Here is a 23566-nt window from a genome sequence, read left to right as displayed (position 1 = left end):
GCGTGCGCACCGTCCTGGTCACGGGCGCCGGTGGTGCCGGGCGCACGACGGTCGCCGCCGCGACCGCCCTGGCCGAGGCACGGAGCGGCCGGCGCGCCCTGCTGCTGACCACCGACCGCTTCGGCTCCGCGGAGGCCGCACTCGGTGCGGCCGTGCTGCGCGGCGGGTCCGACATCGCCACCGTCCCCGCGCCCCGTCGCGACCCCGACGACCGGCCCCCGGTGCCGGGCTCCTCCCGCGCGTGGACCCCGCCCGCCGAGGTGGAACCCGGGCTGTGGGCCGCTCGGCTCGACTCCGGCGAGCACTTCCGTACCGAACTGCTCGCCCTGCAGGAGCGCTGCTCGGCCGTCCTCGGACTGCTCGGGGCCCGCCCGCTGGACCGGGACGAGCTCACCGAACTCCCCGGCGCCCCCCAACTCGCCCTGCTGCACGCCCTGAAGTGCCTCCACGAGGGCGCCGCCGTGAGGGACGGCTCCGGCCGTACGGACAGCCGCGCGGGCTGGGACGTCGTGGTCGTCGACCTGCCGCCGGTGCCGGATGCCGTGTCCCTGATCGCCCTCCCCGAGCAGCTCCGCCGCTATCTGCGCCGGCTGCTGCCGAGCGAACGGCAGGCGGCCCGCGCCCTGCGTCCGGTGCTCGCCCAGCTCGCCGGGGTGCCGATGCCGGCGGAGGTGCTGTACGAGGTCGCGGGCCGTTGCGCCGATGAACTCGCCGCCGCGCAGGCCGTGTTCGACGACTCCGCGACGAGCGTACGTCTGGTGGTCGAGCCCGGCCCGGCCGCGGCCGACACGCTGCGCACCGCCCGCGCCGGGCTCGCGCTGCACGGCATGGCCCTCGACGCCGTGATCGCCAACCGCGTGCTGCCCACCGGGTCCACCGACCCCTGGCTGGCCGGTGCCTCCGGCCGCCAGCAGGCCGCACTCAAGGCGCTGTACGAGGAGCCGTCGGGCGCGGCGGCCGTGTGCGAGCTGCCCCACCTGGGCCGCGAACCGCGCGGTCGCGACGATCTCGGCCCGCTGGCCGAGCGGCTCGCGGCGCGGTCCGCGGGGCCGCTCGCCGGACGGTCCGCCGGACCGGGCGGTGCGAGCGGTTCGCCGGACAGCGCCGTCCGGGAGGCCGCGGGCGAGGGGGCCGAGGGGCCCGAGGGTGCGTTCGGCGCCGCGCCCGCCCTCGGCGCCGTGGAGGACCACCTCGCCGACCAGGGCGTCCTCGTGTGGAGCGTGCCGCTGCCCGGGGCCCGCCGGGACGAGCTGGACCTCGTACGGCGCGGTGACGAACTCGTCCTGGCCGTGGGCCCGTTCCGCCGCATCCTGCCGCTCCCGTCCGCGCTGCGCCGCTGCTCGGTCTCCGGGGCGGGTCTCGCCGACGGGGCGCTGAGGATCCGGTTCACGCCCGATCCGGCCCTCTGGCCGCAGATGCCCGACGGCCGGTGAACGTCGCCCCTTCGTTCGGGTAACGTCGAGATACCTCCCCAGCCGCATGCAGGAGCCCGCGATGAGCGATGCCACCGAGCGCCCCGGCGCCGACACAGCCGACGCACCCGACGCCGACGCCTGGGCGACGGCCTGCGCCGAGGACCTCGCCGCCGAGCGCGCGCGGCGGCGCGCGCAGTACGGGGCGCCGACCGGCAGCGCCGCGGAGGAACTGCGCAAGCTGGCCGACGCGGTCGCCGAGAAGCTCTCCTCGATCCAGGTCCCGATCGCCGGTGCCGCCGCGGCCGGTGCCGTACAGCAGCTCCTCGCGCAGGCGAAGGCCGCCGTCGAGCCGGTCGTCGAGCGGAACCCCCAGGTCTTCGACCACCTCGCCGCGGCCGGATCGGAACTGCTGGCCGCCTACCGTGCCGTCGTCGAGGGGCAGGAGCGCCGCTGGACCCGGGGCACGGACACCCCGCAGGGCCCCCAGGGCACCACCGGCCCCGACGACCCCGAGGGCCCCTCCGGCACCGAGCGCATCGACCTCGACTGAACGGTCGGAGCACCGATCGACGCAGCGGACGGCCCTCCCACGAGGGCCGTCTCGCCGATCGGCGCGAGAATCCTCCACCCAGTGCCCTCCGGTACGGTTGGTCGCGGCGGGGATCGACCGAATAACTGAGGGACACATGGGACTCACCATCGGCGTCGACATCGGCGGCACGAAGATCGCGGCCGGCGTGGTCGACGAAGAGGGCTCGATTCTCGAGACGTGCACGGTACCGACCCCGCCCACGCCCGAAGGAGTCGTCGACGCCATCGCGGACGCGGTGCGCCGGGTCAGCACCGGCCACCAGGTCGAGGCCGTGGGCATCGGCGCCGCGGGCTACGTGGACGACAAGCGCGCCACCGTTCTCTTCGCGCCCAACATCAACTGGCGTCATGAGGCGCTGAAGGACAAGGTCGAGCAGCGCGTCAGCCTCCCGGTCGTCGTCGAGAACGACGCCAACGCCGCGGCCTGGGGCGAGTACAGGTTCGGCGCGGGCCAGGGCCACGACGACGTCATCTGCATCACCCTCGGCACGGGTCTCGGCGGCGGCATCATCATCGGCAACAAACTGCGCCGCGGACGCTTCGGCGTCGCGGGCGAGTTCGGCCACATCCGCGTCGTACCGGACGGCCTGCTGTGCGGTTGCGGCAGCCAGGGCTGCTGGGAGCAGTACGCGTCGGGGCGCGCCCTCGTCCGGTACGCCAAGCAGCGCGCCCTTGCGACCCCGGAGAACGCCGAGCTCCTGCTCGGCCTGGGCGACGGCACGCCCGCCGGAGTCGAGGGCAAGCACGTCAGCGAGGCCGCGCGTCTCGGCTGCCCGGTGGCGGTCGACTCCTTCCGGGAGCTGGCCCGCTGGGCGGGTGCCGGCCTGGCCGATCTGGCCTCGCTCTTCGACCCGTCGGCGTTCATCGTCGGCGGCGGCGTCTCCGACGAGGGCGACCTCGTGCTCGACCCGATCCGCAAGTCCTTCCGCCGCTGGCTGGTCGGCGGGCAGTACCGGCCGCACGCCCAGGTGCTCGCCGCCCAGCTCGGCGGCAGGGCCGGACTGGTGGGCGCGGCCGACCTGGCCCGCCAGGGCTGATCATCCGCGCAGCGGCCGCCCGGATCACGGTCGTACGCACCGCCGGTGCGGCCGTGACCCCGGCACCGCCGCGGGCACCGCTCCTCCCCGCACCGGCGCGGAACTTTCCGCGCCGGTGCGCTTTCCGGGCGGAACGGGGTAGGGAGGGCGCATGAGTTCCTCCGTGCTGCCGGATCTCCCTGCCTCCCGCACCGAGCCGGACGGCTCCGCCCTGATCCGCGTACTCAGCTACAACATCCGCTCGATGCGCGACGACCGGACTGCGCTCGCCCGTGTCATCCGCGCCTGCGCCCCCGACATCGTGTGCGTCCAGGAGGCCCCGCGGTTCTTCCGCTGGCGCAAGCGGGCCGCCTGGCTCGCCCGGGAGTCGGGGCTGGTCCACGTCACTGGCGGGGCGACCGCCGCCGGGCCGATGATCCTGAGCTCACTGCGCGCCCATGTGCAGGGCGCGGAGGACATCCTGCTGCCGCGTACGCCCGGCCTGCACCAACGCGGCTTCGCCACCGCCGTCCTGCGGTTCGGCACCGCCCGCCTCGGCGTCCTCTCGTGCCATCTGAGCATGCGGGCGGACGAGCGCTTCGCACAGGGCGGGCTGCTGCTGGAACGCCTGGCGGATCTCGGTGTGCCCCATGCGATCGCGGCGGGTGACCTCAACGACCGGCCCGGCGGGCGTACGTTCCGCAGGCTCGCCGCCGAACTTCAGGACGGCTGGTCGGTCGAGCCGTGGGGCGGGGAGCACACCACCCGCCCGGGTGACCCGCCACAGCGCATCGACGCGATCTTCGCCACGCGCGGTACGGAGGTGCTGGGGTGCGGCGTGCCGCTCGGGCTGCCCGGCGTCACCGAGGCGGACCTGCGGGCCGCGACCGATCACCTGCCGGTGCTGGCCGCGGTCCGCGTCCCCGCCACTTCTGCCGGACGGACCGCTCTCGGGCGGACCACCTCCTGAAGGGACCGGCCTTCCGAGGGGCCGGGCGCTGACGGACTACGCACCGACGGACCGCACACGGACGGACCGCACACCGACAGCCGGGGGCGGTGTGCGGATCAGACGACCGCGCCGCGCCCCGGATCGTCATCGTCGTCCTCATCGCTGTCACCCATACGAATGACGAGCGTGGCGAAGCCGCCGATGAAACCGCCCACCCCGAGAGTGGTGATCCACCACGTCATGTTCCACTGCAGCAGCACGGCGAGCAGCAGCAGCAACGGGCCGCCGGTGACCGCGAGCCAGGCGAACTTGGCCGTGGTGTCCGCCTCGGGGAGCGGCGGCGGCTCCGGCGGGACGAAGTGCCCCTCGTCGCTGCCGTCGGGGTCGTCGTCGGACGGTTCGACCGCCGACCAGTCGCGCGGTCCGATGGCCGGGTGGATCGTGACGCTGGAACCCAGCGGCCGGTCCGTGCCCGGTCCGGCGGCATCCCCGGTCTCCCCGGTCTCCTTCCCGGCCCCGGTCCCGGCCGGGGTCCCGGCGTCCTCGCTGTCCCCGTCCGCGTCGCCGTCCCGGTCCGTTCCGGCGTCCGTACTCGCCCCGGAGGCACGACCCGTACGGTCCGGGCCGGAGTCACCCGTGTCCGCGTCGGACCGGCCGGAGGCGGAGGAGCCCGCACCCGCGCCCTCCTTGACGGAGGAGCGCGCACCCGTTCTGCCCGCGTCGCCCCCGGAATCCGGGGACGAATCGAGGTCGGGCGGTTCCTCGCCGTAGGCCGCCACAATCGCCGCCCAGGCGGCGTCCTCGTCGAGCGGTTCGCGACCGTCCTCGTCGCGCCCCGGTCCGGCGTCCCGCTCAGCCACCGCTCGCCGTCTCCTTGCTCTTCGCACCCGCGCCGGGCGCGAGCCGCCCGATGAACTCGTAGGAGTCCTGGAAGATCCGCTCGGCGTCGTGGTCCAGCGTCGCCACGTGGTAGCTCTCCTCCAGCACCGTCTCGGTGACGTCCGTCGACGAGACCCGGCTGAGGATACGGGCGGAGTCGGCGGGCGGCACGACGTGGTCCTGCGGGCTGCGCAGCAGCAGCAACGGCTGGGTGACCTGCGGCAGCTCGGAGTCCACGAGACGGAAGAACCGGCGCAGAGAATGCGCCGCGTGGAGTGGCACGCGGTCGTAACCGATCTCGTCCACACCCTCCTTCGCCACATCGTTCGCCAGGCCCTTGGTGGACCGCACCAGATAACGCACGACGGGCAGCGCATGCGCGGCAAGACCGTGCACCTTGTTCGCCGGGTTCACGACCACGACGCCGCTGATCGCGTCGCCGTGCTTCGCGGCCAGGCGCAGCGCGAGCGCCCCGCCCATCGAGAGACCGAGGACGAAGACCTGCCGGCACTGCTCGGTCAGCAGACGCAGCTCGCGGTCCACCTCGGCATACCAGTCCGGCCAGCCGGTGAGCTGCATGTCCTGCCAGCGTGTGCCGTGCCCGGGCAGCAGGGGCAGTGAGACGGTCAGGCCGCGCTCGGCCAGGAACTCGGCCCAGGGACGCAGCGACTGCGGTGAGCCGGTGAAACCGTGGCACAGGAGGACGCCGACCTCTCCGCCTTCATGGCGGAACGGCTGGGCTCCGGGGAGGACCGGCACCTTCGGTCTCCGTTCGTCGTGGTGGGATCGTGGATGTCCGGTGTGAGTCTCGGTGTGGTCTTCACCGTACGCGACGGGGCCGACACCGGGTAGGTCCGGCGGGCGCCCCGAGGGCCGGGACCTGCGCCGCGGCAGGTCGCAGCAGGTTAAGGTCTGTTCGTCGGAACACAGGAGGTTCTCGGTTGCTGTACGGCGCAATGAAGCTGTCCGTGGGGGGCACGCTGAAGCTTGCCTTCCGACCCTGGGTGGAGGGGCTGGAGAACGTCCCCGCCGAGGGTGCGGCGATCCTTGCCAGCAACCATCTCTCGTTCTCCGACTCCTTCTTCCTCCCCGCGGTGCTCGACCGCAAGGTCACTTTCATCGCCAAGTCCGAGTACTTCACCTCGCCCGGTGTGAAGGGCAAGCTCACCGCGGCCTTCTTCAAGGGCGTGGGCCAGCTCCCGGTGGACCGCTCGGGCGGGCGCGGTGCGGGGGAGGCGGCGATCAAGAGCGGCATCGCGGTGCTGGAGCGCGGCGAGTTGTTCGGCATCTACCCGGAGGGCACCCGGTCGCCCGACGGCCGCCTCTACCGCGGCAAGCCCGGCGGCCTGGCACGCGTCGCGCTCGCGACCGGCGCCCCGGTGATCCCCGTCGCGATGATCGACACCGAGAAGGTCCAGCCGCCCGGTCAGGTCGTGCCGAAGATGATCAGGCCCGGCATCCGTATCGGGAAGCCCCTGGACTTCACGCGGTACATGGGGATGGAGCACGACCGATTCATCCTCCGCTCGGTGACCGACGAGGTCATGTACGAGATCATGAAGCTTTCCGGCCAGGAGTACGTCGACATCTACGCGACCGCGGCCAAGCGCCGGATCGCCGAGGCCGCCAAGCGGCAGGCTGAGGATGCGAAGCGGCAGGCCGAGGAGGAGAAGGCGGCCGAGGCCGGCGAGGACGCGGCCAAGGGCGACGACGGGGCCGAGGGCGGCAGGAGCGCCGGGGCCTAGCCGCCACGGGGAGGGAGTCGGGGGCATGGCGCAGCAGAAGCGCGAGCCGCGCACGGGACGCAAAGTCCTGCGCATGTCGGTCGAGTTGCCGCTCTGGCGCGCCCTGACCGGGTACCGCATCCTCACCTCCGCCTACGCGGTCACCCTCTTCGTCATCGCCCGCGAGCAGTACGCCCACCCGCTCGGCGCCGCGGCCTACATGGCCCTGCTGGTGGTGTGGATGCTGCTGACCTGGAACCGGGTCACCTCGCCGGAGCGGTGCACCAAGCGCTTCCTCATCGCCGATCTCACCATCGCCCTGACCGGCATACTCCTCACGCCCCTGATCGACACCCACGCCCGTATCGCCGACGGTGCCGCGACCCTGCCGTCGATCTGGACGGCCGGGGCCGTGCTGGGCTTCGCGATCAAGGGGGGCTGGCGCTGGGCGGCCGTGGCCTCGGCGCTCGTGGCGGTCGCCAATGTCGTCGAGCGCGGCGGCTTCGCCCGCGACACCGTCCACAACGTCCTGCTGGTGTGGGTCGCGAGCGTCGCGATCGGCTACGTCGTCGAGGTGGCGCGGGCCAGTGAGCGCACCCTCGCCCGCGCTCTTCAGGTCGACGCCGCCACCCGCGAACGCGAGCGGCTCGCCCGCGACATCCACGACAGCGTCCTCCAGGTGCTGGCGATGGTGCAGCGGCGCGGTGCGGAGATCGGCGGCGAGGCGTCCGAACTCGGCAGGCTGGCGGGGGAACAGGAGGTCGCGCTTCGCACCCTGGTCGCCGGCGGACTGGTCCCGGGAGCGCGCAGCGCCGTGGAAGCCACCGGTGCCGAGGAGCAGGACGGCCCGCTCTCTCCGGGCACGGACAGGGTTCCGGGGGAGGGCGACCCGCGGGACGAGAGCGGTGTGTGCGATGTCCGCGCGCTGCTCGCCCCCTATGCCGGAGCCCGGACGTCCCTGGCCCAGCCCGGGGCGCCGGTCCTCCTCCCGGCCGCGGTGGCCGGGGAGTTGGCGGCCGCTGTCGGTGCCGCCCTGGACAATGTGCGCAAGCACGCGGGCGATGACGCACAGGCGTGGATTCTGCTGGAGGACGAGGCGGACGCGGTGCTGGTGACCGTACGGGACGACGGCCCGGGCATAGCGGAGGGCCGGCTCGCGGCGGCCGAGCGCGAAGGCCGCCTCGGTGTCGCGTTGTCCATCCGCGGCAGGCTGCGGGAGCTGGGCGGGACCGCCGAGTTGGTGTCGGTCCACGGCCAGGGCACGGAGGTCGAGTTGAGGGTTCCGAGGGAGCCGGCGGCTTCCCGGGGGAGCGAGGCGAAGCGATGAGTGACGAGGAGGAGACGACGGCCGGGGCCGCAGGCGGCACGGCGGTCAGGGTGATGGTGGTCGACGACCACCCGATGTGGCGCGACGCGGTGGCGCGTGACCTGGCCGCCGCCGGGTTCGAGGTGGTGGCGACCGCGGGCGACGGCCCGCAGGCGGTGCGCAGGGCCCTGGCCGCCGCACCCGACGTGCTGGTCCTCGACCTCAACCTGCCCGGGAAGCCGGGAGTTCAGGTCTGCAAGGAGCTCGTCGGCGCCAACCCGGCCCTGAGCGTGCTCGTCCTGTCCGCAAGCGGTGAGCACGCCGATGTGCTGGAGGCGGTCAAGTCCGGTGCCACCGGCTATCTCCTGAAGTCCGCCAGCACCGAGGAACTCCTGGACGCGGTGGGCAGAACGGCCGTCGGCGACCCCGTCTTCACCCCCGGCCTCGCGGGCCTCGTGCTCGGTGAGTACCGGCGGCTGGCCTCCGACTCGGCCCCCTCCGCACCGGACGAGCCGGGTGCGCCCCGGCTCACCGACCGGGAGACCGAGGTGTTGCGCCTGGTCGCCAAGGGGCTCTCGTACAAGCAGATCGCCGAGCGCCTGGTCATCTCGCACCGCACCGTGCAGAACCACGTCCAGAACACCCTGGGGAAGCTGCAGCTCCACAATCGCGTCGAGCTGGTGCGGTACGCCATCGAGCGCGGTCTGGACGACGACTGAGGCGACTGACTGAGGCGACCGGACTCCGCTCCCTGGGGACCTGGCGACTCCCTGGGACCTGGCGACACTCCTGTCACATGCGTCTCCCGCGTCTCACCTCTCGTACGAGTGATACCCCGTCCACATGGTCACGCTGAATTCACCGGATTCGTCGGTTCGCCCCATCCCGTCATGAGCCGGATCACCGTTAGCGTGTGCCGCGACCGGGTCTTCGAGGGAGAAAGGGAGGATCCATGAAGGTCGGAGTTCTGACCGGTGGCGGCGACTGCCCCGGACTCAACGCGGTCATCCGCGGCATCGTCCGCAAGGGTGTCCAGGAATACGGCTACGACTTCATCGGGTTCCGCGACGGCTGGCGCGGCCCTCTCGAAGCCGACACCGTCCAGCTCGACATCCCGGCCGTGCGCGGCATCCTGCCCCGCGGCGGCACCATCATCGGATCGTCGCGCACCAATCCGCTCAAGGTCGAGGACGGCATCCGCCGCATCAAGGAGAACCTCAAGAAGTACGAGGTCGACGCCTTGATCGCGATCGGCGGCGAGGACACCCTCGGCGTCGCGGCGCGCCTCTCCGACGAGTACGGCATCAACTGCGTCGGCGTGCCCAAGACGATCGACAACGATCTCTCGGCCACCGACTACACCTTCGGCTTCGACACGGCCGTCAACATCGCGACCGAGGCCATCGACCGCCTGCACACCACGGCCGAATCCCATATGCGGGTGCTCGTGGTGGAGGTCATGGGACGGCACGCGGGCTGGATCGCCGTGCACTCGGGCCTGGCCGGCGGCGCCAACGCCATCCTCATCCCCGAGCAGCGCTTCGACCTCGACGAGGTCTGCGCATGGGTCGAGTCCCGCTTCAAGATCCGCTACGCACCGATCGTCGTGATCGCCGAGGGCGCCATGCCCAAGGACGGCGACATGGTGCTCAAGGACGGAACCCTGGACTCGTTCGGGCACGTCAGGCTCTCCGGCATCGGCGAGTGGCTGGCCAAGGAGATCGAGCGCCGGACCGGCAAGGAGGCCCGGACGACCGTACTGGGGCATGTGCAGCGCGGCGGCACCCCGAGCGCCTTCGACCGCTGGCTGGCCACGCGGTTCGGACTGCACGCGATCGACGCCGTGCGCGACCGGGACTTCGGGAAGATGGTCGCGCTGCGCGGCACGGACATCGTCCGGGTCCCGATCGCCGATGCCACGGCGAAGCTCAAGACCGTCGATCCAGCGCTCTACGAGGAGATCGGCGTCTTCTTCGGCTGACGGCGCCCGGCCCTCTCCGCGGCCCTTTCGCCCCGCTCCGGTCACCCCGGAGGACCGGACGCCTCCGGTCCTCCGGTGCGGTGTGTCCCACCCGTCGTGCAGCCTCAGACCAGGACGGCCGCCAGCAGCGCCGCGGTGATCGACGCGCCCTCCAGCGTCAGCACCGACTCCGGGTGGAACTGCACCCCCGCGAAGCCGGGACCGCGCAGCGCGTGCACATCGCCTGAGACCGGATCCCGGCTCAACTCGATGCGGTGCATGGCCAGTTCGGCTTCCGCGGACCCGTCGCAGCGCGCGGTGAAGGTGTTGTAGAAGCCCACGACCTCCTCGCGCCCGAAGAAGTCGATCCGCTCCTGCGCTCCCTGGTACGGGACGTCCTTGCGGACGATGTCCATCCCCAGCTCGGCCGCGATCAGTTCGTGCCCCAGGCACACCCCCAGCAAGAAGCTGCGGCCCGAAGGGCCCGGATGAGGGGCGGCGGCCGGGTGACGCGCGGGACCGTGCCCGTGCTTGCGCACCAGCTCGGCCGTCAGCCCGCGCAGAAAGCGCATCTTCGGATCCGCCGTGTCCCCCGGGTCGCCGGGACCGGGCCCGAGCACCACCGGCCCCGGGTGGGAGAGCGCCGCCTCCCGCAACCCCGGCTCGTCGTAGCGCCGCACCGTCACCTCCAGCCCGGTGGTGCGCAGCAGGTGCGCGAGCATCGCCGTGAAGGTGTCCTCGGCGTCGATCACCAGCGCGTGCCCCGCCGGGCCCACGGCGTCGAGGGCGGGGGAGGCGTCCTCCTCGACCGGCTGCTGCATCCGCAGCCAGAACGGCGCGAGATCGGCCCGCCGGGCGTCCAGCGCGGCGCGCACGCGGGGGTCGTCCGCCAGCCGCGGGCGCGGCCCGTCCGCCGCGCGCGGGGGCGCCTTCCGCACCCCGAGCGCGGTCAGCACCCCGGCGGCCTTGGCGTGCGTCTCGGCCACTTCGCCGTACGGGTCGGAGTGGCGTACGAGCGTGGCGCCGACCGGCACACGCAGCTTTCCGCCCGCGTCGATGTCGGCGGTCCTGATGAGGATCGGGGAGTCCAGGGTCTGCGTCCCGCTCGCATCGCGCCCGAGGAGCGCCAGGGCACCCGCGTAGTAGCCGCGCCCGTGCGGCTCGTGGCGCTCGATGACCCGGCAGGCGTTCTGGACCGGCGAGCCGGTGACGGTCGCCGCGAACATCGTCTCGCGCAGCACGTCCCGTACGTCCATGGCGCTGCGGCCGCGCAGCTCGTACTCGGTGTGGGCGAGGTGGGCCATCTCCTTCAGCCGGGGGCCGACGACGACGCCGCCCAGATGGGCCACGGTGCACATCATCTTCAGCTCCTCGTCCACCACCATGGACAGTTCCTCCACCTCCTTCCGGTCGTGCAGGAACGCCAGCAGTCCGTCGACGGCGGGCCCTTCGGCGGGGTACCGGTACGTCCCGCTGATGGGGTTCATCACCACCGTCCCGCCCGACATCCGGACGTGGACCTCCGGGCTGGCCCCGACGAGCGTCCGCCCGCCGGCTCCGTCTCCACCGCTGCCGCCGGTGTGCACGATGTACGTCCAGTACGCGCCGCGCTCGCCCTCCAGCAGACGCCGGAAGAGGGCCAGGGCGTCGGCGGGGCCGTAGCCGGGGATCTCGCCCTGGAAGCTGCGGCGGATCACGAAGTTCGCGCCCTCGCCGCGGCCGATCTCCTCCTCGACGACCCGGCCGACGATCGCCGCGTACTCCTCGTCGTCCACGTCGAATGCTCCGCCCTGGACGCTCACTTCATGGGCGGGCAGCGCCTCCCGTACGGCGTCCAGCGGCAGCTCGTAGGACTCCTCGGGCCGCAGCACGGTCAGCGGCGTCCCGTCGTCGCGTACGTCGAAGCCGCGCTCGCGGATCTGCCGGAACGGGACGAGGGCCAGCGCGTCGGTCACGGGGCGGCCCGGCGCGCCCTCGCCGAGCGGGATGGCGGCCAGCCGGTCCACGTCCGAGACCGGGCCGATCAGCACCTCGACGACATCGTCGGGACGGCCGGGCGTACGTCGGTGGATCAGGGCGAAGGGCGGGTGGCCGTCGCGGGTGAGGCGGCGCAGGAGCCCGGGGATGTCGGCATGCATCGTGAGCTGTTCCTTATGGATTCGGATCGGTTCATGACCGGATTCGGAGGAACGGCTCGCGGAAACGCCGAAGGCCGCCCCTCGGGGCGGCCTTCGCGGTGGTCTCGTGGGGAACGCGCGATCAGTGGGCCGCCTCGAAAGCGGTCCACCACCAGTACAGGTTCGAGTGCGCGAACATGCTGTGCACCCTAGCCGACGTCTCGGTCCTCGTGCCCGTTGTCTCATTTTGTGGGCGCCGGACCGGGCACTCCTGCGGACCCCGTAATGTTGACAAGGTGACCGTGAACGCTGAATCCCGTGCCGGTGGCAACACCTGGCGAGACCTTCCCGCGGCGCAGCAGCCCGAGTGGCCCGATGCCGAGGCTCTGCGCGATGTGATCGCGGACCTCGAGTCGTATCCGCCCCTCGTCTTCGCCGGCGAGTGCGACGAGCTGCGCGCCCGCCTGGGAGCCGTCGCCCGGGGCGAGGCGTTCCTCTTGCAGGGCGGCGACTGCGCCGAGGCCTTCGACGCCGTGGGCGCCGACCAGATCCGCAACAAGCTGAAGACCCTGCTGCAGATGGGCGCCGTGCTGACCTACGCCGGCTCCGTGCCGGTCGTGAAGGTCGGCCGGATCGCCGGTCAGTACAGCAAGCCGCGCTCGAAGCCGACCGAGACGCGCGACGGGGTGACCCTGCCCACGTACCGCGGCGACTCGGTCAACGGCTTCGAATTCACCCCCGAGGCCCGCACCCCGGACCCCGAGCGGCTGAAGCGGATGTACCACGCCTCCTCCGCCACGCTGAATCTCGTACGGGCCTTCACCACCGGTGGCTACGCCGATCTGCGCCAGGTGCACGCCTGGAACCAGGACTTCGTGAAGTCGTCCCCGTCCGGCCAGCGCTACGAGGCCCTGGCCCGCGAGATCGACCGGGCGATGAACTTCATGAACGCCTGCGGGGTGGACCCGGAGGAGTTCAAGACGGTCGAGTTCTACTCGTCCCACGAGGCGCTGGTCCTCGACTACGAGTCGGCCATGACCCGTACCGACTCGCGCACCGGTAACCTCTACGACGTCTCAGGCCACATGGTCTGGATCGGCGAGCGGACCCGGCAGCTGGACGGGGCGCACATCGAGTTCGCCTCGCGCATCCGCAACCCCATCGGCGTGAAGCTCGGCCCGACGACGACGCCCGAGGACGCGCTCACGCTGATCGAGCGGCTCGACCCGGACCGCGAGCCGGGCCGGCTGACCTTCATCACCCGCATGGGCGCGGACCGGATCCGCGACCGGCTTCCCGAGCTGGTCGAGAAGGTCACCGCCTCCGGCGCGCAGGTGGTCTGGGTCTGCGACCCGATGCACGGCAACACCTTCGAGGCGGCGTCCGGCCACAAGACGCGGCGCTTCGACGATGTGCTGGACGAGGTCAAGGGCTTCTTCGAGGTCCACAAGAGCCTGGGCACCCACCCGGGCGGCATCCACGTCGAGCTGACCGGTGACGACGTCACCGAGTGCGTGGGCGGCGGCGACGAGATCTTCGTCGACGATCTGCACCAGCGTTACGAGACGGCGTGCGACCCGCGGCTCAACCGCAGCCAGTCGCTCGACCTGGCCTTCCTGGTCGCGGAGATGTACCGGGACCAGTGACCGGTCGCTGATCGCAGCAGCAACGCCGTGGGGCGCGGATCACAGAGATCCGCGCCCCACGGCGTTGTAAGGCTTCCCTAAGCCGGGTAAGGTAAGGGTTACCTTATTGATCACTGGGAGACCGTGTGTACGTCTGCTCATGCTTCGGTATCACCGAGAAGCAGGTGCGCGAGCATGTGGGATCCGGCGCCTGCACCCCCCGTCAGATTGCCGGAGCCTGCAAGGCCGGCACCGACTGCGGCTCGTGCGTCCGCCGCATTCAGGCACTGCTGGGCCGCGATGGCTGCCCGCGGCGTGAACTGGTCGACCAGGGTGAGCCCGCCGCGCTGTCCGTCGACCCGGCGGTGGCCGCCGAAGCGGCGCGTCCCGTCGCCGGTGTGCTGGCGGCCGACGCCGCCTGATCGGTACGCCCGATCAGCTGCTCTCGGGCTGCTCGACGAGCTGGGCGATGTAGAGCGCCTCACCGAGCTTCTCCACCAGTTCCAGTTGGGTGTCGAGGTAGTCGATGTGGTGCTCCTCGTCGGCGAGGATCGACTCGAAGATGTTGGCCGATGTGATGTCGCCCTTGGACCGCATGACTTCGATCCCGCGCTTGAGGCGGTCGATCGCCTCGACCTCGACCTGCCGGTCGGCCTGGAACATCTCGGTGATCGTCTGCCCCACCCGTACATGGAACAGCCGCTGGTAGTTCGGCAGCCCCTCGAGGAAGATGATCCGGTCCGTCAGGACCTCGGCGTGCCGCATCTCGTCGAACGATTCGGCACGGGTGTACTTCGCGAGCTTCGTCCAGCCGTAGTTCTCCTGCAGCTTGGCGTGCAGGAAGTACTGATTGATCGCGGTCAGCTCGGCGGTCAGTTGCTCGTTCAGGAACTCGATGACCTCGGGGTCGCCCTGCATCGCAGCGGCTCCTTCCAGAGAAGTACGGCGCAATGCGCGCATCCTCGCACCGCCCGCCCGTGTGATCCAGTAAGTGCATGCTTAGTACGAGTTGCGCTGCCCGGTATTGGCCTGGTCACGACCACCCTTCGCGGTCTGTCACCATGGAGTCATGGGTCAGCCGGAAAGCCACGAAGGGGCACAGGTCCAGCTTCCTCCGGGGCAGCGGCTGCAGCGCGGCTGGCCGGTCACGCACTACGGTCCGGTCCCCAAGTTCAAGCCGGACCGCTGGGAGTTCCGGGTTTTCGGCGCCACCGCCGACGGCGAGAAGCACTGCTGGACCCATGAGAAGTTCACGGCCCTGCCGTACACGACGGTCGTGGCCGACCTCCACTGCGTCACGAAATTCAGCATGGTGGGGGCCGAATGGGGCGGCATCGCCGCTGCCACGATCCTCGATCTCGCACCGCCCGCCGACGACGTCACCCATGTGATGGTGTGGGCCGAGTACGGATTCAGCTCCAACCTCCGGCTCTCCGACTTCGCCTCCGAGCGCACGATTTTCGCCACCCACAAGGGCGGTGAGCTGCTGACCGCCGAGCACGGCTTCCCGGTGCGGCTGATCGTGCCTCACCTGTACGCCTGGAAGGGCCCCAAGTGGGTCCGCGGTGTCGAGTACATGACGGCGGACCGCCGCGGCTTCTGGGAGGAGCGCGGCTACCACAACGTCGGGGACCCCTGGGGCGAGCAGCGCTACTCGTACCAGGAGGGCCCGGGCGACGGCCCGGAGTTCTAGACCGCCTTCCGGCTCGGTGGTGATACGGCCGGCCGGCGCTTCTGCGGCCGTGGCTAGTGGTGGTATTCGTGCATCACCGCATGGCCCTTGCCGCGGCCGATCATCCACTTGTTGACGGGTGTGGTGATCAGGAACGCGATGAGGAAGCCGAGGGCCAGCGCGCCCCAGAAGAGGCCGTCGGACAGCTCCGCCTCCATGGCCCCCGGCGTCACCGCGATGATGCCGTTGTCGACCAGCTCCATGACCGCGATCGAGACGGTGTCGGCGGCCAGGGCCACCTTCAGGGCGCTCTTCCAGTCGAGGCCCGCGCGCAGCACGGCGAAGAGCGTGAGCGAGTAGCCGAAGAGAAACGCCAGCACGATCGCGAGGGCCATGGTCGGGGCGTTGTGCCAGGCCAGGGCGGTGCCGATGGCCATGCCGACGATCTCGCCGATGGCGCACCCGGTGAGGCAGTGCACGGTGGCCCGCGCGGCCGTCGGCCAGTCGGCGGCGGCCTGGTGGTGGCCACCTTGCTCGTCATGTGCGTTCTGCTCGGCGGTGACGCCTTCCTCGCCGTGGATGTCCCTTTCGGCGTGGACCCCCGGCTCGCCGTGGACGTGGTGCTCGCCGTTTACGTGCTCCATCGCTGAGCTCCCCGGTGCTGAGTGACCGTCTCTGTCACCCGTACCCAGCAATATACCCCCCAGGGGTATTCCCCTTCATGCCGGATCGCGACGCGCCCCGGCTCAGACGTCGCGCATCTCCTTCAGCCGGGCCACGTCCGCCGCATGACCGGACTTGCCGCCCGGGGTCTCGATCACCAGCGGCACGCCCTCGGTCGCCGGGTGCCCGAAGAGGTCGCCGAACGGGTCGGCACCGATGTGACCGGTGCCGATGTTCTCGTGCCGGTCCTTGTGGGCACCCACGACGTCCTTGGAGTCGTTGGCGTGGATCAGCCGGAGACGGCCCGGGCCGACCGTCCCGACCAGTTCGTCGAGCATGGTCTTCGCTCCGCCGGGCGCGGCCAGGTCGTGCCCGGCCGCGAAGGCATGGCAGGTGTCCAGGCAGACGCCGAGGCGCGGATGCCGGTCGAGCACATCGAAGTACGGGCCGAGATCGGCGACGAGCGAGCACAGGGAGAATCCCTGGCCCGCCGTCGGCTCCAGGAGCAGCCAGGGATCCTCGTCGTGGGTCAGCTCGTCGAGCAGCGGCAGCATCAGCTCCCGTACCTGTGCGAGGGCGGTCGTACGGCTCCGGCCGCCGGTGGCCGAGCCGGTGTGGACGACGACGCCGAGTGCGCCGATGTCCCGGCCCCGGCGGAGCGAGTGCCGCAGCGATGCCACCGACAGCTCGGCCGTGGCCGCGGTGTGCGACCCGAAGTTGATCAGATACGGGGCGTGGACGTACGCCGGGACGCCCTCATCGGCACATGCGGTCCGGAACTCCTCGTCCTGACGCGGATTGCCCGCGGGCGTGGCCCAGCCGCGCGGATTCGCCACGAAGACCTGCACGGTCTCCGCGCCGATCTCGCGGGCGTAGGCCAGACCGGTGGCGGCGAGACCGCCGGCGACCGGGACATGACTGCCGACGGGGTTACGGGAACGGGGGATGGGGCTGCTGCTCACACCGTCCAGGATCCCATGGCGTCCGCATGTGCCTCACCGGGCGCGAGCCGTACCGCTCGGTCGCGACGGACCCGGGCGGCCGTACGGCATCACTGCACGCCGGCCGCCGTACGTGTCACCGCGCACGGGCCGCCGTACGTGTCACCGCGCACGGGCCGCCGTACGCGTCACCGCGCACGGCGCCGCCGAACCGCCTCACCTCACGCGGATCGTGATCTCGCTGCCCTTGGGTGCCTCGTCCCCGCCGTCCACCGACTGGTCGAAGACGGTGTCCCCGAAGAAGAACCGCGCGACCTCGACCTTGAAGCCCGCTTCCACCAACTGCCGCTTGGCGTCGGCCTCCTTGGTGCCCTCGACGTCCGGCACCTCCACCATCTCCTGGCCCTTGGAGACGGTGAGCGTGACCGTGTCGCCCTGCGCGAGCTGCTTGCCCTCGCCCGGCGACTGGACGGCGACCTCGCCCTTGTCCTGCTCGGAGAAGACGCGCGTGGGGGCCACCTTCACCTTCAGCCCGTTCTCGCGCAGTTCGTTCGTCGCGTCCTCGAGCCGGTCTCCGACCACGTCCGGCGCCTCGACGGGCTCGCCCTTGCTGACGGTGATCGCGACGGCGGATCCGGGCTTGCGCTTCACACCGGAGCCCGGCTCCGTACGGAGGACCGTGCCCCGCGGTGCCTGGTCGTTGAACTCCCGGCTGACGATGCCCGGAGCCAGGCCCAGCTTCCGCAGCTCCGACTTGGCCTTCGCCAGCGGCATGCCCTCCAGGCTCGGGATCTTCACGACCTCGGGTCCCTTGGAGACGACGAGGGTGACCGGGCCGTTGCCGCGGATGCGCTTGCCGGGCGCCGGGTCCGTGTCGATGACCTTGCCCCGGTCGACGTTGGTGCTGAATGCCTCGGTCGCACGGACGTCGAGCCCCGCGTCCTGGAGCTTCTGCTCCGCCTCGTCCCGCGGCATCGCCAGGACCCCGGGGACGCGCGTGAACTGACCGGAGTTGATGTACCAGACGCCCGCGCCGATCCCCAGTGCCAGCAGCACGGCCGTCACGAGGGCAAGCACACCGCGCCGCGGCGGGCGCCGCCTCGCCCGGCCCGCGCTCGCGCCCCTGCCCGGCCCGGACGGGGCCCCCGGCTCCATCTCCAGCAGGCTGGTCCGGTTCATCGCGTCATCGGCGCTCGTCGCCCCGGCAACGCGCGGGATGACGCTCGTACGGTTCTCCGAACCGGCGGCGTCGTCCGCCACGGCCTGCGGCGGTACGGCGTCGAGCTGCTCGTCGGTGAGTGTGGCGCGGACGTCCCGGGTGGCCGCGAGCAGTGCCACCGCGTCGGCGGGGCGCAGCTCCGGGCTGCGGGCGGTGGCCGCCGCCATCAGACCGTCGAGCTGGGGGGCCAGCCCGGGCACGGCCGTGGACGGCGGGGCGATGTCCTCGTGCAGATGCTGGTAGAGCACCTGGGCGGGGGTGTCGCCGCTGTGCGGACGCGAGCCGGTGAGCATCTCGTAGAACACGACCCCGCAGGCGTAGATGTCGGCGCGGGTGTCGGAGGTGCCGTGCTCGATCTGCTCCGGTGCGAGATAGGACACAGTGCCGAGCAGTGATCCGGAGGAAGCGGTGGTGTTGGTGTCCACGGCCCGTACGAGCCCGAAGTCGGCGACCTTGACCCGGCCGTCGTCGCCGATGAGGACGTTCTCCGGCTTCATGTCGCGGTGGACGAGCCCGGCGCGGTGGGCGGCGCCGAGGGCCGCGAGGACCGGCTCCAGGATGTCGAGGGCGGCGCGCGGCTGGAGGGCTCCGCGCTCGCGCAGCACGTCGCGCAGCGTGCACCCGGCGACGTACTCCATCGCCAGATAGACGTAGTGGCCGTCGGTGCCCTGGTCGTAGACGCCCACGATGTTGGGATGGGCGAGCCGGGCCACCGACTTGGCCTCGCGAATGAAGCGGTCCACGAACGCGGCGTCGGAGGCGAGGCCAGGGTGCATCACCTTGAGGGCCAGCACCCGGTCGAGACGGGTGTCCACGGCCCGGTAGACCGTGGCCATGCCGCCGACGGCGATCCGTGCGTCCACGCGGTAGCGGCCGTCGAGCACCTGCCCGACGAGCGGGTCCTGGAGGGTCGTATCCACGATCACGCAGTCTACGAGCCATCGCGGACACACCGGTCCACCAGGACCCCTAGGGTGCGGACTGCAGCCGAACGGTGACAGCCGGCCCCGGACGGCGGTGCCGGGGGCGCGATGGGGCGGCTCAGCCGTGGGACGCCTGGGGGACGCGTTCGCGGCGGGGGAGTGGCTCAGCCGTGGGACGCGGCGGCGATGGCGGCTAGCTCCTCCAGCGCCGCCGTCCACGCCATGCGCGCGTACTCCGCGTGCCGCGCCTTGCCCTCGTCGGTCATGTCGAGCGCCTCGATCCCCGTCTCGGCGACGGTGACGCGGGTGCCCGCACCCTCGCTCGCGAGCGTGAACTCGACCAGGGTCGCGTCGCCCCGCTCCGGCGGCTGGTCGGGGTCGGCGGCCAGGAGGAAGACGAACCGGGTGGGTGCCTCGACCAGCTCCACCCGCGCGTGGAACTCCCCGTGCTCGTCCCAGCGGAAGCGCAGCGCCCCGCGCGGGCGCAGGTCCACCTCGGCGCCTCCGAAGGCGTACCAGGTCCGGATGTGCTCCGCGGTGGTCAGCACGCGCCAGACCCGCTCCACGGGGGCGGGGACGTACGCCTCGCGCTCGATCAGGTCGACGCTCACAGGGCACCTCCGGTCTCCGGCCTCGGTTTCCACGCTAGCCGTCCGGGGGCGGCCCGGCCCGCATCGCGGGCGCGAGCGTTCCGGGCCCGCCGGGCTCTCCGCGGCCGGTACGGACGGGCCACCGGTGCCGTCCCACGCGCCCGGTCCGGTTAGAACGCGGGCCGCTCCGGGTCCAGCGCCGCGACCCCCTCCGTCGGCGAGGACGCCTCGGCGAAGTGGCGCCGGGGGATGCGGCCCGCGCGATGCGCCAGCCTGCCCGCCTCGACCGCGTGCCGCATCGCCTCCGCCATCAGCAACGGCTCCTGGGCCCGGGTCACGGCCGACGCGAGCATGACCGCCGCGCATCCCAGCTCCATGGCGAGCGCCGCGTCCGAGGCGGTGCCCGCTCCCGCGTCGAGAATGACGGGGACGCGCGCGTGCTCGGTGATCAGCTGGAAGTTGTGCGGGTTGCGGATGCCGAGTCCGGAGCCGATGGGGGAGCCCAGCGGCATGATCGCGGCGCAGCCCGCGTCCTCCAGCTTCCGCGCCAGGACCGGGTCGTCGCTGGTGTACGGGAGCACGGTGAAGCCGTCGTCGACCAGGGTCTCCGCCGCGTCCAGCAGCTCGACCGGGTCGGGCAGCAGGGTCCGCTCGTCGGCCACGACCTCCAGCTTGATCCAGTCGGTGCCGAGCGCCTCCCGGGCGAGGCGGGCGGTGAGCACGGCCTCGCCCGCGGTGAAGCAGCCTGCGGTGTTCGGCAGGACGCGGATGCCGAGCCGGTTCAGTACGGACAGCACCGAACCGTGGACGGTCGGGTCCAGGCGACGCATCGCCACCGTGGTCAGCTCGGTGCCGGAGGCGACCAGCGCGCGCTCGAGCACCTCCAGGCTCGGCGCACCGCCCGTGCCCATGATCAGCCGGGAGGCGAACGCGCTGTCGCCGATGGTCAGCATGTCGGCACCGGGGGCCGCCCCGGTGCCGGTGCCCCCGGACGTGCTGTTGGCCGCCGTGTCGCGGAATGCGGTGTCGGTCATCGTCCGGATCAGCCTCCTTGGACCGCGGTGAGCACCTCGACACGATCGCCGTCGCCCAGCGCCGTGCCGGACCACCGGCCGCGCGGCACGACGGTCTCGTTCAGTGCGGCGGCGACACCCGACGGTGCCGTGGTCAGCGTTGCGACCACCTCGTCGAGGGTGGTCCCCGCGGGGACGTCCCGCGGCTCCCCGTTCACAGAGACGGTCATACGGGCAACTCCTGGAGTCGGCGGGGTGCGGACAGAAAACGCTGTGGGGTGAACGGGCGGGCCTCCTGGGGGAGTTCGCCGGTGGCCAGCACCTCGGCCATCGCATCGCCCGTGACCGGCGTGAGCAGCACGCCGTTGCGGTAGTGACCGGTCGCCAGATGCAGGCCCGGCAGCTCGGTCGGCCCCAGCAGGGGCGCGTTGTCCGGGGAACCGGGACGCAGCCCCGCGCGGGTCTCGACGAGCGGGAGTTCGGTGAGGCCGGGCACCAACTCGTGGGCGTCACGCAGCAGTTCGTAGACCCCTCCCGCGGTGACCGTGGTGTCCCACCCGAGCTCCTCGCTCGTGGCGCCGATCACCAGCTCACCGCTCTCCCGCGGTACGAGGTAGACCTGCCCGCCGCGCACCACGGCCCGTACGGTCCGCGACAGGAACGGCCGGTACGCCTCGGGAACGCGCAGCCGCAGCACCTGCCCCTTGACCGGCCGGACCGGCGGCACCACGTCCTCCGGCACTCCGTCGAGCTTCCCGCTCCGGCTCCCCGCCGCGAGGACGGTCTGCTCCGCGGAGAGTTCGCTGCCGTCGTCGAGCACCGCGCCCACGGCCCGGTCCCGTACGACCGTGAGCCGCCGGGTCCAGGAGCGGTGCAGCTCCACACCGGCGCGCTCGCAGGCCCGCAGGAGGGCGGCGGCGAGGCGGCGCGGGTCGGTCTGGTGGTCGCCGTCCACGCGGAGGCCGCCGCGTACGCCGGGCGCGAGCATGGGCTCCAGGCGGCGGCATTCGCGCCCGGTCAGCCACTGCGAGTCGAGCCCGTACCGGAGCTGGAGTGCGTGCAGCTCGCGCATATGGGCGCGGTCGTCGGCGTCCAGCGCGACGGCGAGGGTGCCGCAGGCGCGGTAGCCGATGTCCAGCCCGCTCGCCTCCCGCAGCTCGGCCGCGAAGTCCGGATAGCGCTCGGCGGAGGCGAGATTGAGCCCGAGGAGGGTCTCCTCGCCGTAGTGGAGCTCGGTGACGGCCGCCAGCATGCCGGCGGCGACCTGCGCGGCGCCGCCGCCCGGCGACGGATCGGCGACCGCCGTGCGCAGGCCCCGCTGGGCCGCGCGCCAGGCCGTGACGAGGCCGATGATCCCGCCCCCGACGACGAGGACGTCGTAGCCCGCGGGCGCGGGTCCGTCCCGCCCGCCAGGACCGTGTGAACTGCTGGTGTCGGATGCGTGCATGGGCGCCCGGCCCCTCCCTTCGCCGGCATGACCCGGATCAGGTTCGTACGGTCGGAGGCCGTCCAGCCTCCCTCTCAGCCCGGTGCGTCCGGGCTCCCGCGAGTGCTCTCGATCCGCCACCATAGTCCCTGGCTCCGACGGGGAGTAAGGGAGCGGCACCGGGTGTGCGCGGGGGGCGCCCGGCCCGCGGCACACTCCGGCGTACGTGATGCTGTGTCAGAGATCTCGACGCGCGCGTCTGCGGCCCGCCCCCGAAGCCGTCCTAGAGTGATCGTGTGAGCGATGACAAGCAGCCAGAGCAGCGGGTCGTGATCGTCGGCGCCGGAATGGCCGGGGTGCAGACGGCGGTCGCCCTGCGCGAGCGGGGCTGGAGGGGCTCGATCACACTGCTGGGGGCCGAGTCGCACGAGCCGTACGACCGGCCGCCGCTCTCCAAGGCCGTGCTCCTCGGCAAGGCCGACGGATCCGCCCTCGAGATCGACTTCCCGGCCCTGGGCATCGACCTGCTGCTGAGCCGACACGTCACCAGACTCCGCCCCGACCGGCACGTCCTGGAGACCGCCGACGGGCCCGTCCCGTACGACACGCTGGTCATCGCCACCGGCGCCGAACCGGTCACCCTCCCCGGCACCGAGGCCGAACCCGGCGTATACGTGCTGCGCACCCTCGACGACGCGGAGCGGCTGCGCCCCGTGCTCGAGGGCCGGCAGGAGGTCGTGGTGGTCGGCGCGGGCTGGATCGGAGCGGAGTTCGCGACCGCCGCGCTGGAGGCCGGCTGCCCGGTGACCGTCGTCGAGGCCGCGGACCGGCCGCTCGCCGGGGCCCTCCCGGCGGAGGTCGCCGAGCACATGGCCGCCTGGTACACGGACAACGGCGCCCGGCTGATCACCGGCGCCCGGGTGGCGGCGGTCGAGGCGGGCGCGGTGGTGCTGGAGGACGGACAGCGGCTGCGCGCGGACGCCGTGCTCGTCGGCATCGGGGCCCGCCCCACCACGGCCTGGCTGACCAACTCCGATGTGGAGCTGTGCCCGGACGGCTCCGTCCGTGCCGACGAGCGTCTGCGCACCTCGCAGCCCGACGTCTACGCGGTCGGCGACTGCGCGTCCTTCCCGTCCGGCCGCTACGGGGTGCGCCTTCTCGTGCACCACTGGGACAACGCGCTGCAGGGGCCGCGCACGGTCGCCGCGAACATCGTCGGCGAGGAGACCGCGGGATCCGTCTACGACCCGGTGCCCTACTTCTGGTCCGAGCAGTTCGGCCGGTTCGTGCAGTACGCGGGGCATCACTCCGGCGCCGACACCACGGTCTGGCGGGGCGACCCGACCAGCGCCTCGTGGTCGGTCTGCTGGCTGCGCGACGGGGTCCTGGTGGCGCTGCTGGCCGTGGGCCGGCCGCGGGATCTGGCGCAGGGGCGACGGTTGATCGAACAGGGCGCGCGGCTCGACCCGGAACGGGCCGCGGACCAGTCCGTACCGCTCAAGACGGCCGTCCTGGGCTGAGGCGGAGCCACCGG

The 23566-nt window shown here is 72.3% G+C and carries 23 protein-coding genes and 1 riboswitch; of the genes, 12 read left to right on the top strand and 11 right to left on the bottom strand.

Annotated elements, in window-relative coordinates:
- Nucleotides 1-2 precede the first annotated feature (2 nt).
- The 4 genes from ACGFNH_RS01570 to ACGFNH_RS01555 all read left to right on the top strand — a co-directional run bounded on the left by ACGFNH_RS01570 (nucleotide 3) and on the right by ACGFNH_RS01555 (nucleotide 3992).
- Nucleotides 3-1433: an ArsA-related P-loop ATPase gene (locus tag ACGFNH_RS01570; RefSeq protein ID WP_393650947.1), complete on the top strand. Its 1431-nt coding sequence runs from the start codon at nucleotides 3-5 to the stop codon at nucleotides 1431-1433.
- Between the two features lie 61 nt (nucleotides 1434-1494).
- On the top strand, nucleotides 1495-1965 hold the full coding sequence (locus ACGFNH_RS01565) for a DUF5304 domain-containing protein (protein WP_393650946.1): 471 nt from the start codon (nucleotides 1495-1497) through the stop codon (nucleotides 1963-1965).
- Between the two features lie 136 nt (nucleotides 1966-2101).
- Nucleotides 2102-3043, top strand: coding sequence for an ROK family glucokinase (locus ACGFNH_RS01560; RefSeq protein ID WP_393650945.1), 942 nt, complete (start codon nucleotides 2102-2104; stop codon nucleotides 3041-3043).
- A gap of 151 nt (nucleotides 3044-3194) precedes the next feature.
- Nucleotides 3195-3992, top strand: a complete 798-nt coding sequence (locus ACGFNH_RS01555; protein ID WP_393650944.1) for an endonuclease/exonuclease/phosphatase family protein — start codon at nucleotides 3195-3197, stop codon at nucleotides 3990-3992.
- A 98-nt stretch (nucleotides 3993-4090) separates the two neighbouring features.
- On the opposite strand, the gene ACGFNH_RS01550 is transcribed toward ACGFNH_RS01555, so the two are convergent.
- Entirely contained in the window at nucleotides 4091-4834 is a 744-nt protein-coding gene (locus tag ACGFNH_RS01550; RefSeq protein WP_393650943.1) for a hypothetical protein, read from the bottom strand.
- Nucleotides 4827-5612, bottom strand: a complete 786-nt coding sequence (locus tag ACGFNH_RS01545) for an alpha/beta hydrolase (protein WP_393650942.1) — start codon at nucleotides 5610-5612, stop codon at nucleotides 4827-4829. The genes ACGFNH_RS01550 and ACGFNH_RS01545 overlap by 8 nt, the downstream gene beginning before the upstream one ends.
- A gap of 182 nt (nucleotides 5613-5794) precedes the next feature.
- Here ACGFNH_RS01545 and ACGFNH_RS01540 point away from each other — a divergent pair, with 182 nt between their 5' ends.
- From ACGFNH_RS01540 to ACGFNH_RS01525, 4 genes are all read left to right on the top strand, one after another.
- Entirely contained in the window at nucleotides 5795-6598 is an 804-nt protein-coding gene (locus ACGFNH_RS01540) for a lysophospholipid acyltransferase family protein (RefSeq protein WP_393650941.1), read from the top strand.
- Between the two features lie 25 nt (nucleotides 6599-6623).
- Entirely contained in the window at nucleotides 6624-7904 is a 1281-nt protein-coding gene (macS, locus tag ACGFNH_RS01535; protein ID WP_393650940.1) for a MacS family sensor histidine kinase, read from the top strand.
- The gene (locus tag ACGFNH_RS01530; protein WP_393650939.1) at nucleotides 7901-8602 is read left to right on the top strand and encodes a response regulator; all 702 of its coding nucleotides are present in this window, start codon (nucleotides 7901-7903) and stop codon (nucleotides 8600-8602) included. Before macS ends, ACGFNH_RS01530 begins: the two co-directional genes overlap by 4 nt.
- A 233-nt stretch (nucleotides 8603-8835) precedes the next feature.
- On the top strand, nucleotides 8836-9864 hold the full coding sequence (locus ACGFNH_RS01525; RefSeq protein ID WP_393650938.1) for a 6-phosphofructokinase: 1029 nt from the start codon (nucleotides 8836-8838) through the stop codon (nucleotides 9862-9864).
- Nucleotides 9865-9968: 104 nt separating this feature from the next.
- Here the strand turns inward: ACGFNH_RS01525 and ACGFNH_RS01520 are convergent, their stop codons facing one another.
- A complete protein-coding gene (locus tag ACGFNH_RS01520; RefSeq protein WP_393650937.1) occupies nucleotides 9969-11981 on the bottom strand; it encodes an anthranilate synthase family protein in 2013 nt (670 codons plus the stop codon).
- Nucleotides 11982-12256: 275 nt separating this feature from the next.
- On the opposite strand from ACGFNH_RS01520, the gene ACGFNH_RS01515 reads away from it, so the two are divergent.
- Both ACGFNH_RS01515 and ACGFNH_RS01510 read left to right on the top strand, forming a co-directional pair.
- Nucleotides 12257-13606, top strand: a complete 1350-nt coding sequence (locus ACGFNH_RS01515) for a class II 3-deoxy-7-phosphoheptulonate synthase (RefSeq protein ID WP_393650936.1) — start codon at nucleotides 12257-12259, stop codon at nucleotides 13604-13606.
- A 125-nt stretch (nucleotides 13607-13731) separates the two neighbouring features.
- Nucleotides 13732-14007 (top strand): bacterioferritin-associated ferredoxin, encoded by a 276-nt coding sequence (locus ACGFNH_RS01510; protein ID WP_393650935.1) that lies wholly within the window; start codon nucleotides 13732-13734, stop codon nucleotides 14005-14007.
- Between the two features lie 13 nt (nucleotides 14008-14020).
- Here ACGFNH_RS01510 and bfr read toward each other — a convergent pair whose 3' ends face one another.
- Nucleotides 14021-14503: a bacterioferritin gene (gene bfr / locus ACGFNH_RS01505; protein ID WP_393650934.1), complete on the bottom strand. Its 483-nt coding sequence runs from the start codon at nucleotides 14501-14503 to the stop codon at nucleotides 14021-14023.
- A gap of 151 nt (nucleotides 14504-14654) precedes the next feature.
- On the opposite strand from bfr, the gene ACGFNH_RS01500 reads away from it, so the two are divergent.
- Nucleotides 14655-15278: a sulfite oxidase-like oxidoreductase gene (locus ACGFNH_RS01500; protein WP_393650933.1), complete on the top strand. Its 624-nt coding sequence runs from the start codon at nucleotides 14655-14657 to the stop codon at nucleotides 15276-15278.
- A gap of 53 nt (nucleotides 15279-15331) precedes the next feature.
- On the opposite strand, the gene ACGFNH_RS01495 is transcribed toward ACGFNH_RS01500, so the two are convergent.
- The 7 genes from ACGFNH_RS01495 to thiO all read right to left on the bottom strand — a co-directional run bounded on the left by ACGFNH_RS01495 (nucleotide 15332) and on the right by thiO (nucleotide 22053).
- On the bottom strand, nucleotides 15332-15901 hold the full coding sequence (locus ACGFNH_RS01495; RefSeq protein ID WP_393650932.1) for a DUF4396 domain-containing protein: 570 nt from the start codon (nucleotides 15899-15901) through the stop codon (nucleotides 15332-15334).
- Nucleotides 15902-16003: 102 nt separating this feature from the next.
- On the bottom strand, nucleotides 16004-16882 hold the full coding sequence (locus ACGFNH_RS01490) for a deoxyribonuclease IV (RefSeq protein ID WP_393650931.1): 879 nt from the start codon (nucleotides 16880-16882) through the stop codon (nucleotides 16004-16006).
- Between the two features lie 195 nt (nucleotides 16883-17077).
- On the bottom strand, nucleotides 17078-19000 hold the full coding sequence (pknB, locus tag ACGFNH_RS01485; protein WP_393650930.1) for a Stk1 family PASTA domain-containing Ser/Thr kinase: 1923 nt from the start codon (nucleotides 18998-19000) through the stop codon (nucleotides 17078-17080).
- A gap of 167 nt (nucleotides 19001-19167) precedes the next feature.
- A complete protein-coding gene (locus ACGFNH_RS01480; RefSeq protein WP_393650929.1) occupies nucleotides 19168-19614 on the bottom strand; it encodes an SRPBCC domain-containing protein in 447 nt (148 codons plus the stop codon).
- A gap of 149 nt (nucleotides 19615-19763) precedes the next feature.
- Nucleotides 19764-20546 carry a thiazole synthase gene (locus tag ACGFNH_RS01475; RefSeq protein ID WP_393651466.1) on the bottom strand — a complete coding sequence of 261 codons (783 nt, stop codon included), beginning with the start codon at nucleotides 20544-20546 and terminating at the stop codon, nucleotides 19764-19766.
- An 89-nt stretch (nucleotides 20547-20635) separates the two neighbouring features.
- Nucleotides 20636-20836, bottom strand: a complete 201-nt coding sequence (thiS, locus tag ACGFNH_RS01470; protein WP_393650928.1) for a sulfur carrier protein ThiS — start codon at nucleotides 20834-20836, stop codon at nucleotides 20636-20638.
- The gene (thiO, locus tag ACGFNH_RS01465; RefSeq protein ID WP_393650927.1) at nucleotides 20833-22053 is read right to left on the bottom strand and encodes a glycine oxidase ThiO; all 1221 of its coding nucleotides are present in this window, start codon (nucleotides 22051-22053) and stop codon (nucleotides 20833-20835) included. Before thiO ends, thiS begins: the two co-directional genes overlap by 4 nt.
- Nucleotides 22054-22064: 11 nt before the next feature.
- Nucleotides 22065-22156, bottom strand: a riboswitch (TPP riboswitch).
- A gap of 223 nt (nucleotides 22157-22379) precedes the next feature.
- On the opposite strand from thiO, the gene ACGFNH_RS01460 reads away from it, so the two are divergent.
- On the top strand, nucleotides 22380-23552 hold the full coding sequence (locus tag ACGFNH_RS01460; protein WP_393651465.1) for an NAD(P)/FAD-dependent oxidoreductase: 1173 nt from the start codon (nucleotides 22380-22382) through the stop codon (nucleotides 23550-23552).
- The last annotated feature ends 14 nt before the right edge of the window (nucleotides 23553-23566 follow it).

The organism is Streptomyces sp. NPDC048639, from assembly GCF_043199075.1.
Taxonomy (GTDB): domain Bacteria; phylum Actinomycetota; class Actinomycetes; order Streptomycetales; family Streptomycetaceae; genus Streptomyces.
This window is presented reverse-complemented; position numbering and strand designations above follow the sequence as displayed.

What these genes read in the sequence shown, in the direction of transcription:
- ACGFNH_RS01530 (WP_393650939.1), top strand. Translation starts at nt 7,901, where the DNA reads ATGAGTGACGAGGAGGAGACGACGGCCGGGGCCGCAGGCGGCACGGCG.
- ACGFNH_RS01500 (WP_393650933.1), top strand. Translation starts at nt 14,655, where the DNA reads ATGGGTCAGCCGGAAAGCCACGAAGGGGCACAGGTCCAGCTTCCTCCG.
- ACGFNH_RS01475 (WP_393651466.1), bottom strand. Translation starts at nt 20,546, where the DNA reads ATGCTGACCATCGGCGACAGCGCGTTCGCCTCCCGGCTGATCATGGGC.
- ACGFNH_RS01525 (WP_393650938.1), top strand. Translation starts at nt 8,836, where the DNA reads ATGAAGGTCGGAGTTCTGACCGGTGGCGGCGACTGCCCCGGACTCAAC.
- ACGFNH_RS01495 (WP_393650932.1), bottom strand. Translation starts at nt 15,901, where the DNA reads ATGGAGCACGTAAACGGCGAGCACCACGTCCACGGCGAGCCGGGGGTC.
- macS (WP_393650940.1), top strand. Translation starts at nt 6,624, where the DNA reads ATGGCGCAGCAGAAGCGCGAGCCGCGCACGGGACGCAAAGTCCTGCGC.
- bfr (WP_393650934.1), bottom strand. Translation starts at nt 14,503, where the DNA reads ATGCAGGGCGACCCCGAGGTCATCGAGTTCCTGAACGAGCAACTGACC.
- thiO (WP_393650927.1), bottom strand. Translation starts at nt 22,053, where the DNA reads ATGCACGCATCCGACACCAGCAGTTCACACGGTCCTGGCGGGCGGGAC.
- ACGFNH_RS01555 (WP_393650944.1), top strand. Translation starts at nt 3,195, where the DNA reads ATGAGTTCCTCCGTGCTGCCGGATCTCCCTGCCTCCCGCACCGAGCCG.
- thiS (WP_393650928.1), bottom strand. Translation starts at nt 20,836, where the DNA reads ATGACCGTCTCTGTGAACGGGGAGCCGCGGGACGTCCCCGCGGGGACC.
- ACGFNH_RS01560 (WP_393650945.1), top strand. Translation starts at nt 2,102, where the DNA reads ATGGGACTCACCATCGGCGTCGACATCGGCGGCACGAAGATCGCGGCC.
- ACGFNH_RS01520 (WP_393650937.1), bottom strand. Translation starts at nt 11,981, where the DNA reads ATGCATGCCGACATCCCCGGGCTCCTGCGCCGCCTCACCCGCGACGGC.
- ACGFNH_RS01565 (WP_393650946.1), top strand. Translation starts at nt 1,495, where the DNA reads ATGAGCGATGCCACCGAGCGCCCCGGCGCCGACACAGCCGACGCACCC.
- ACGFNH_RS01460 (WP_393651465.1), top strand. Translation starts at nt 22,380, where the DNA reads ATGGCCGGGGTGCAGACGGCGGTCGCCCTGCGCGAGCGGGGCTGGAGG.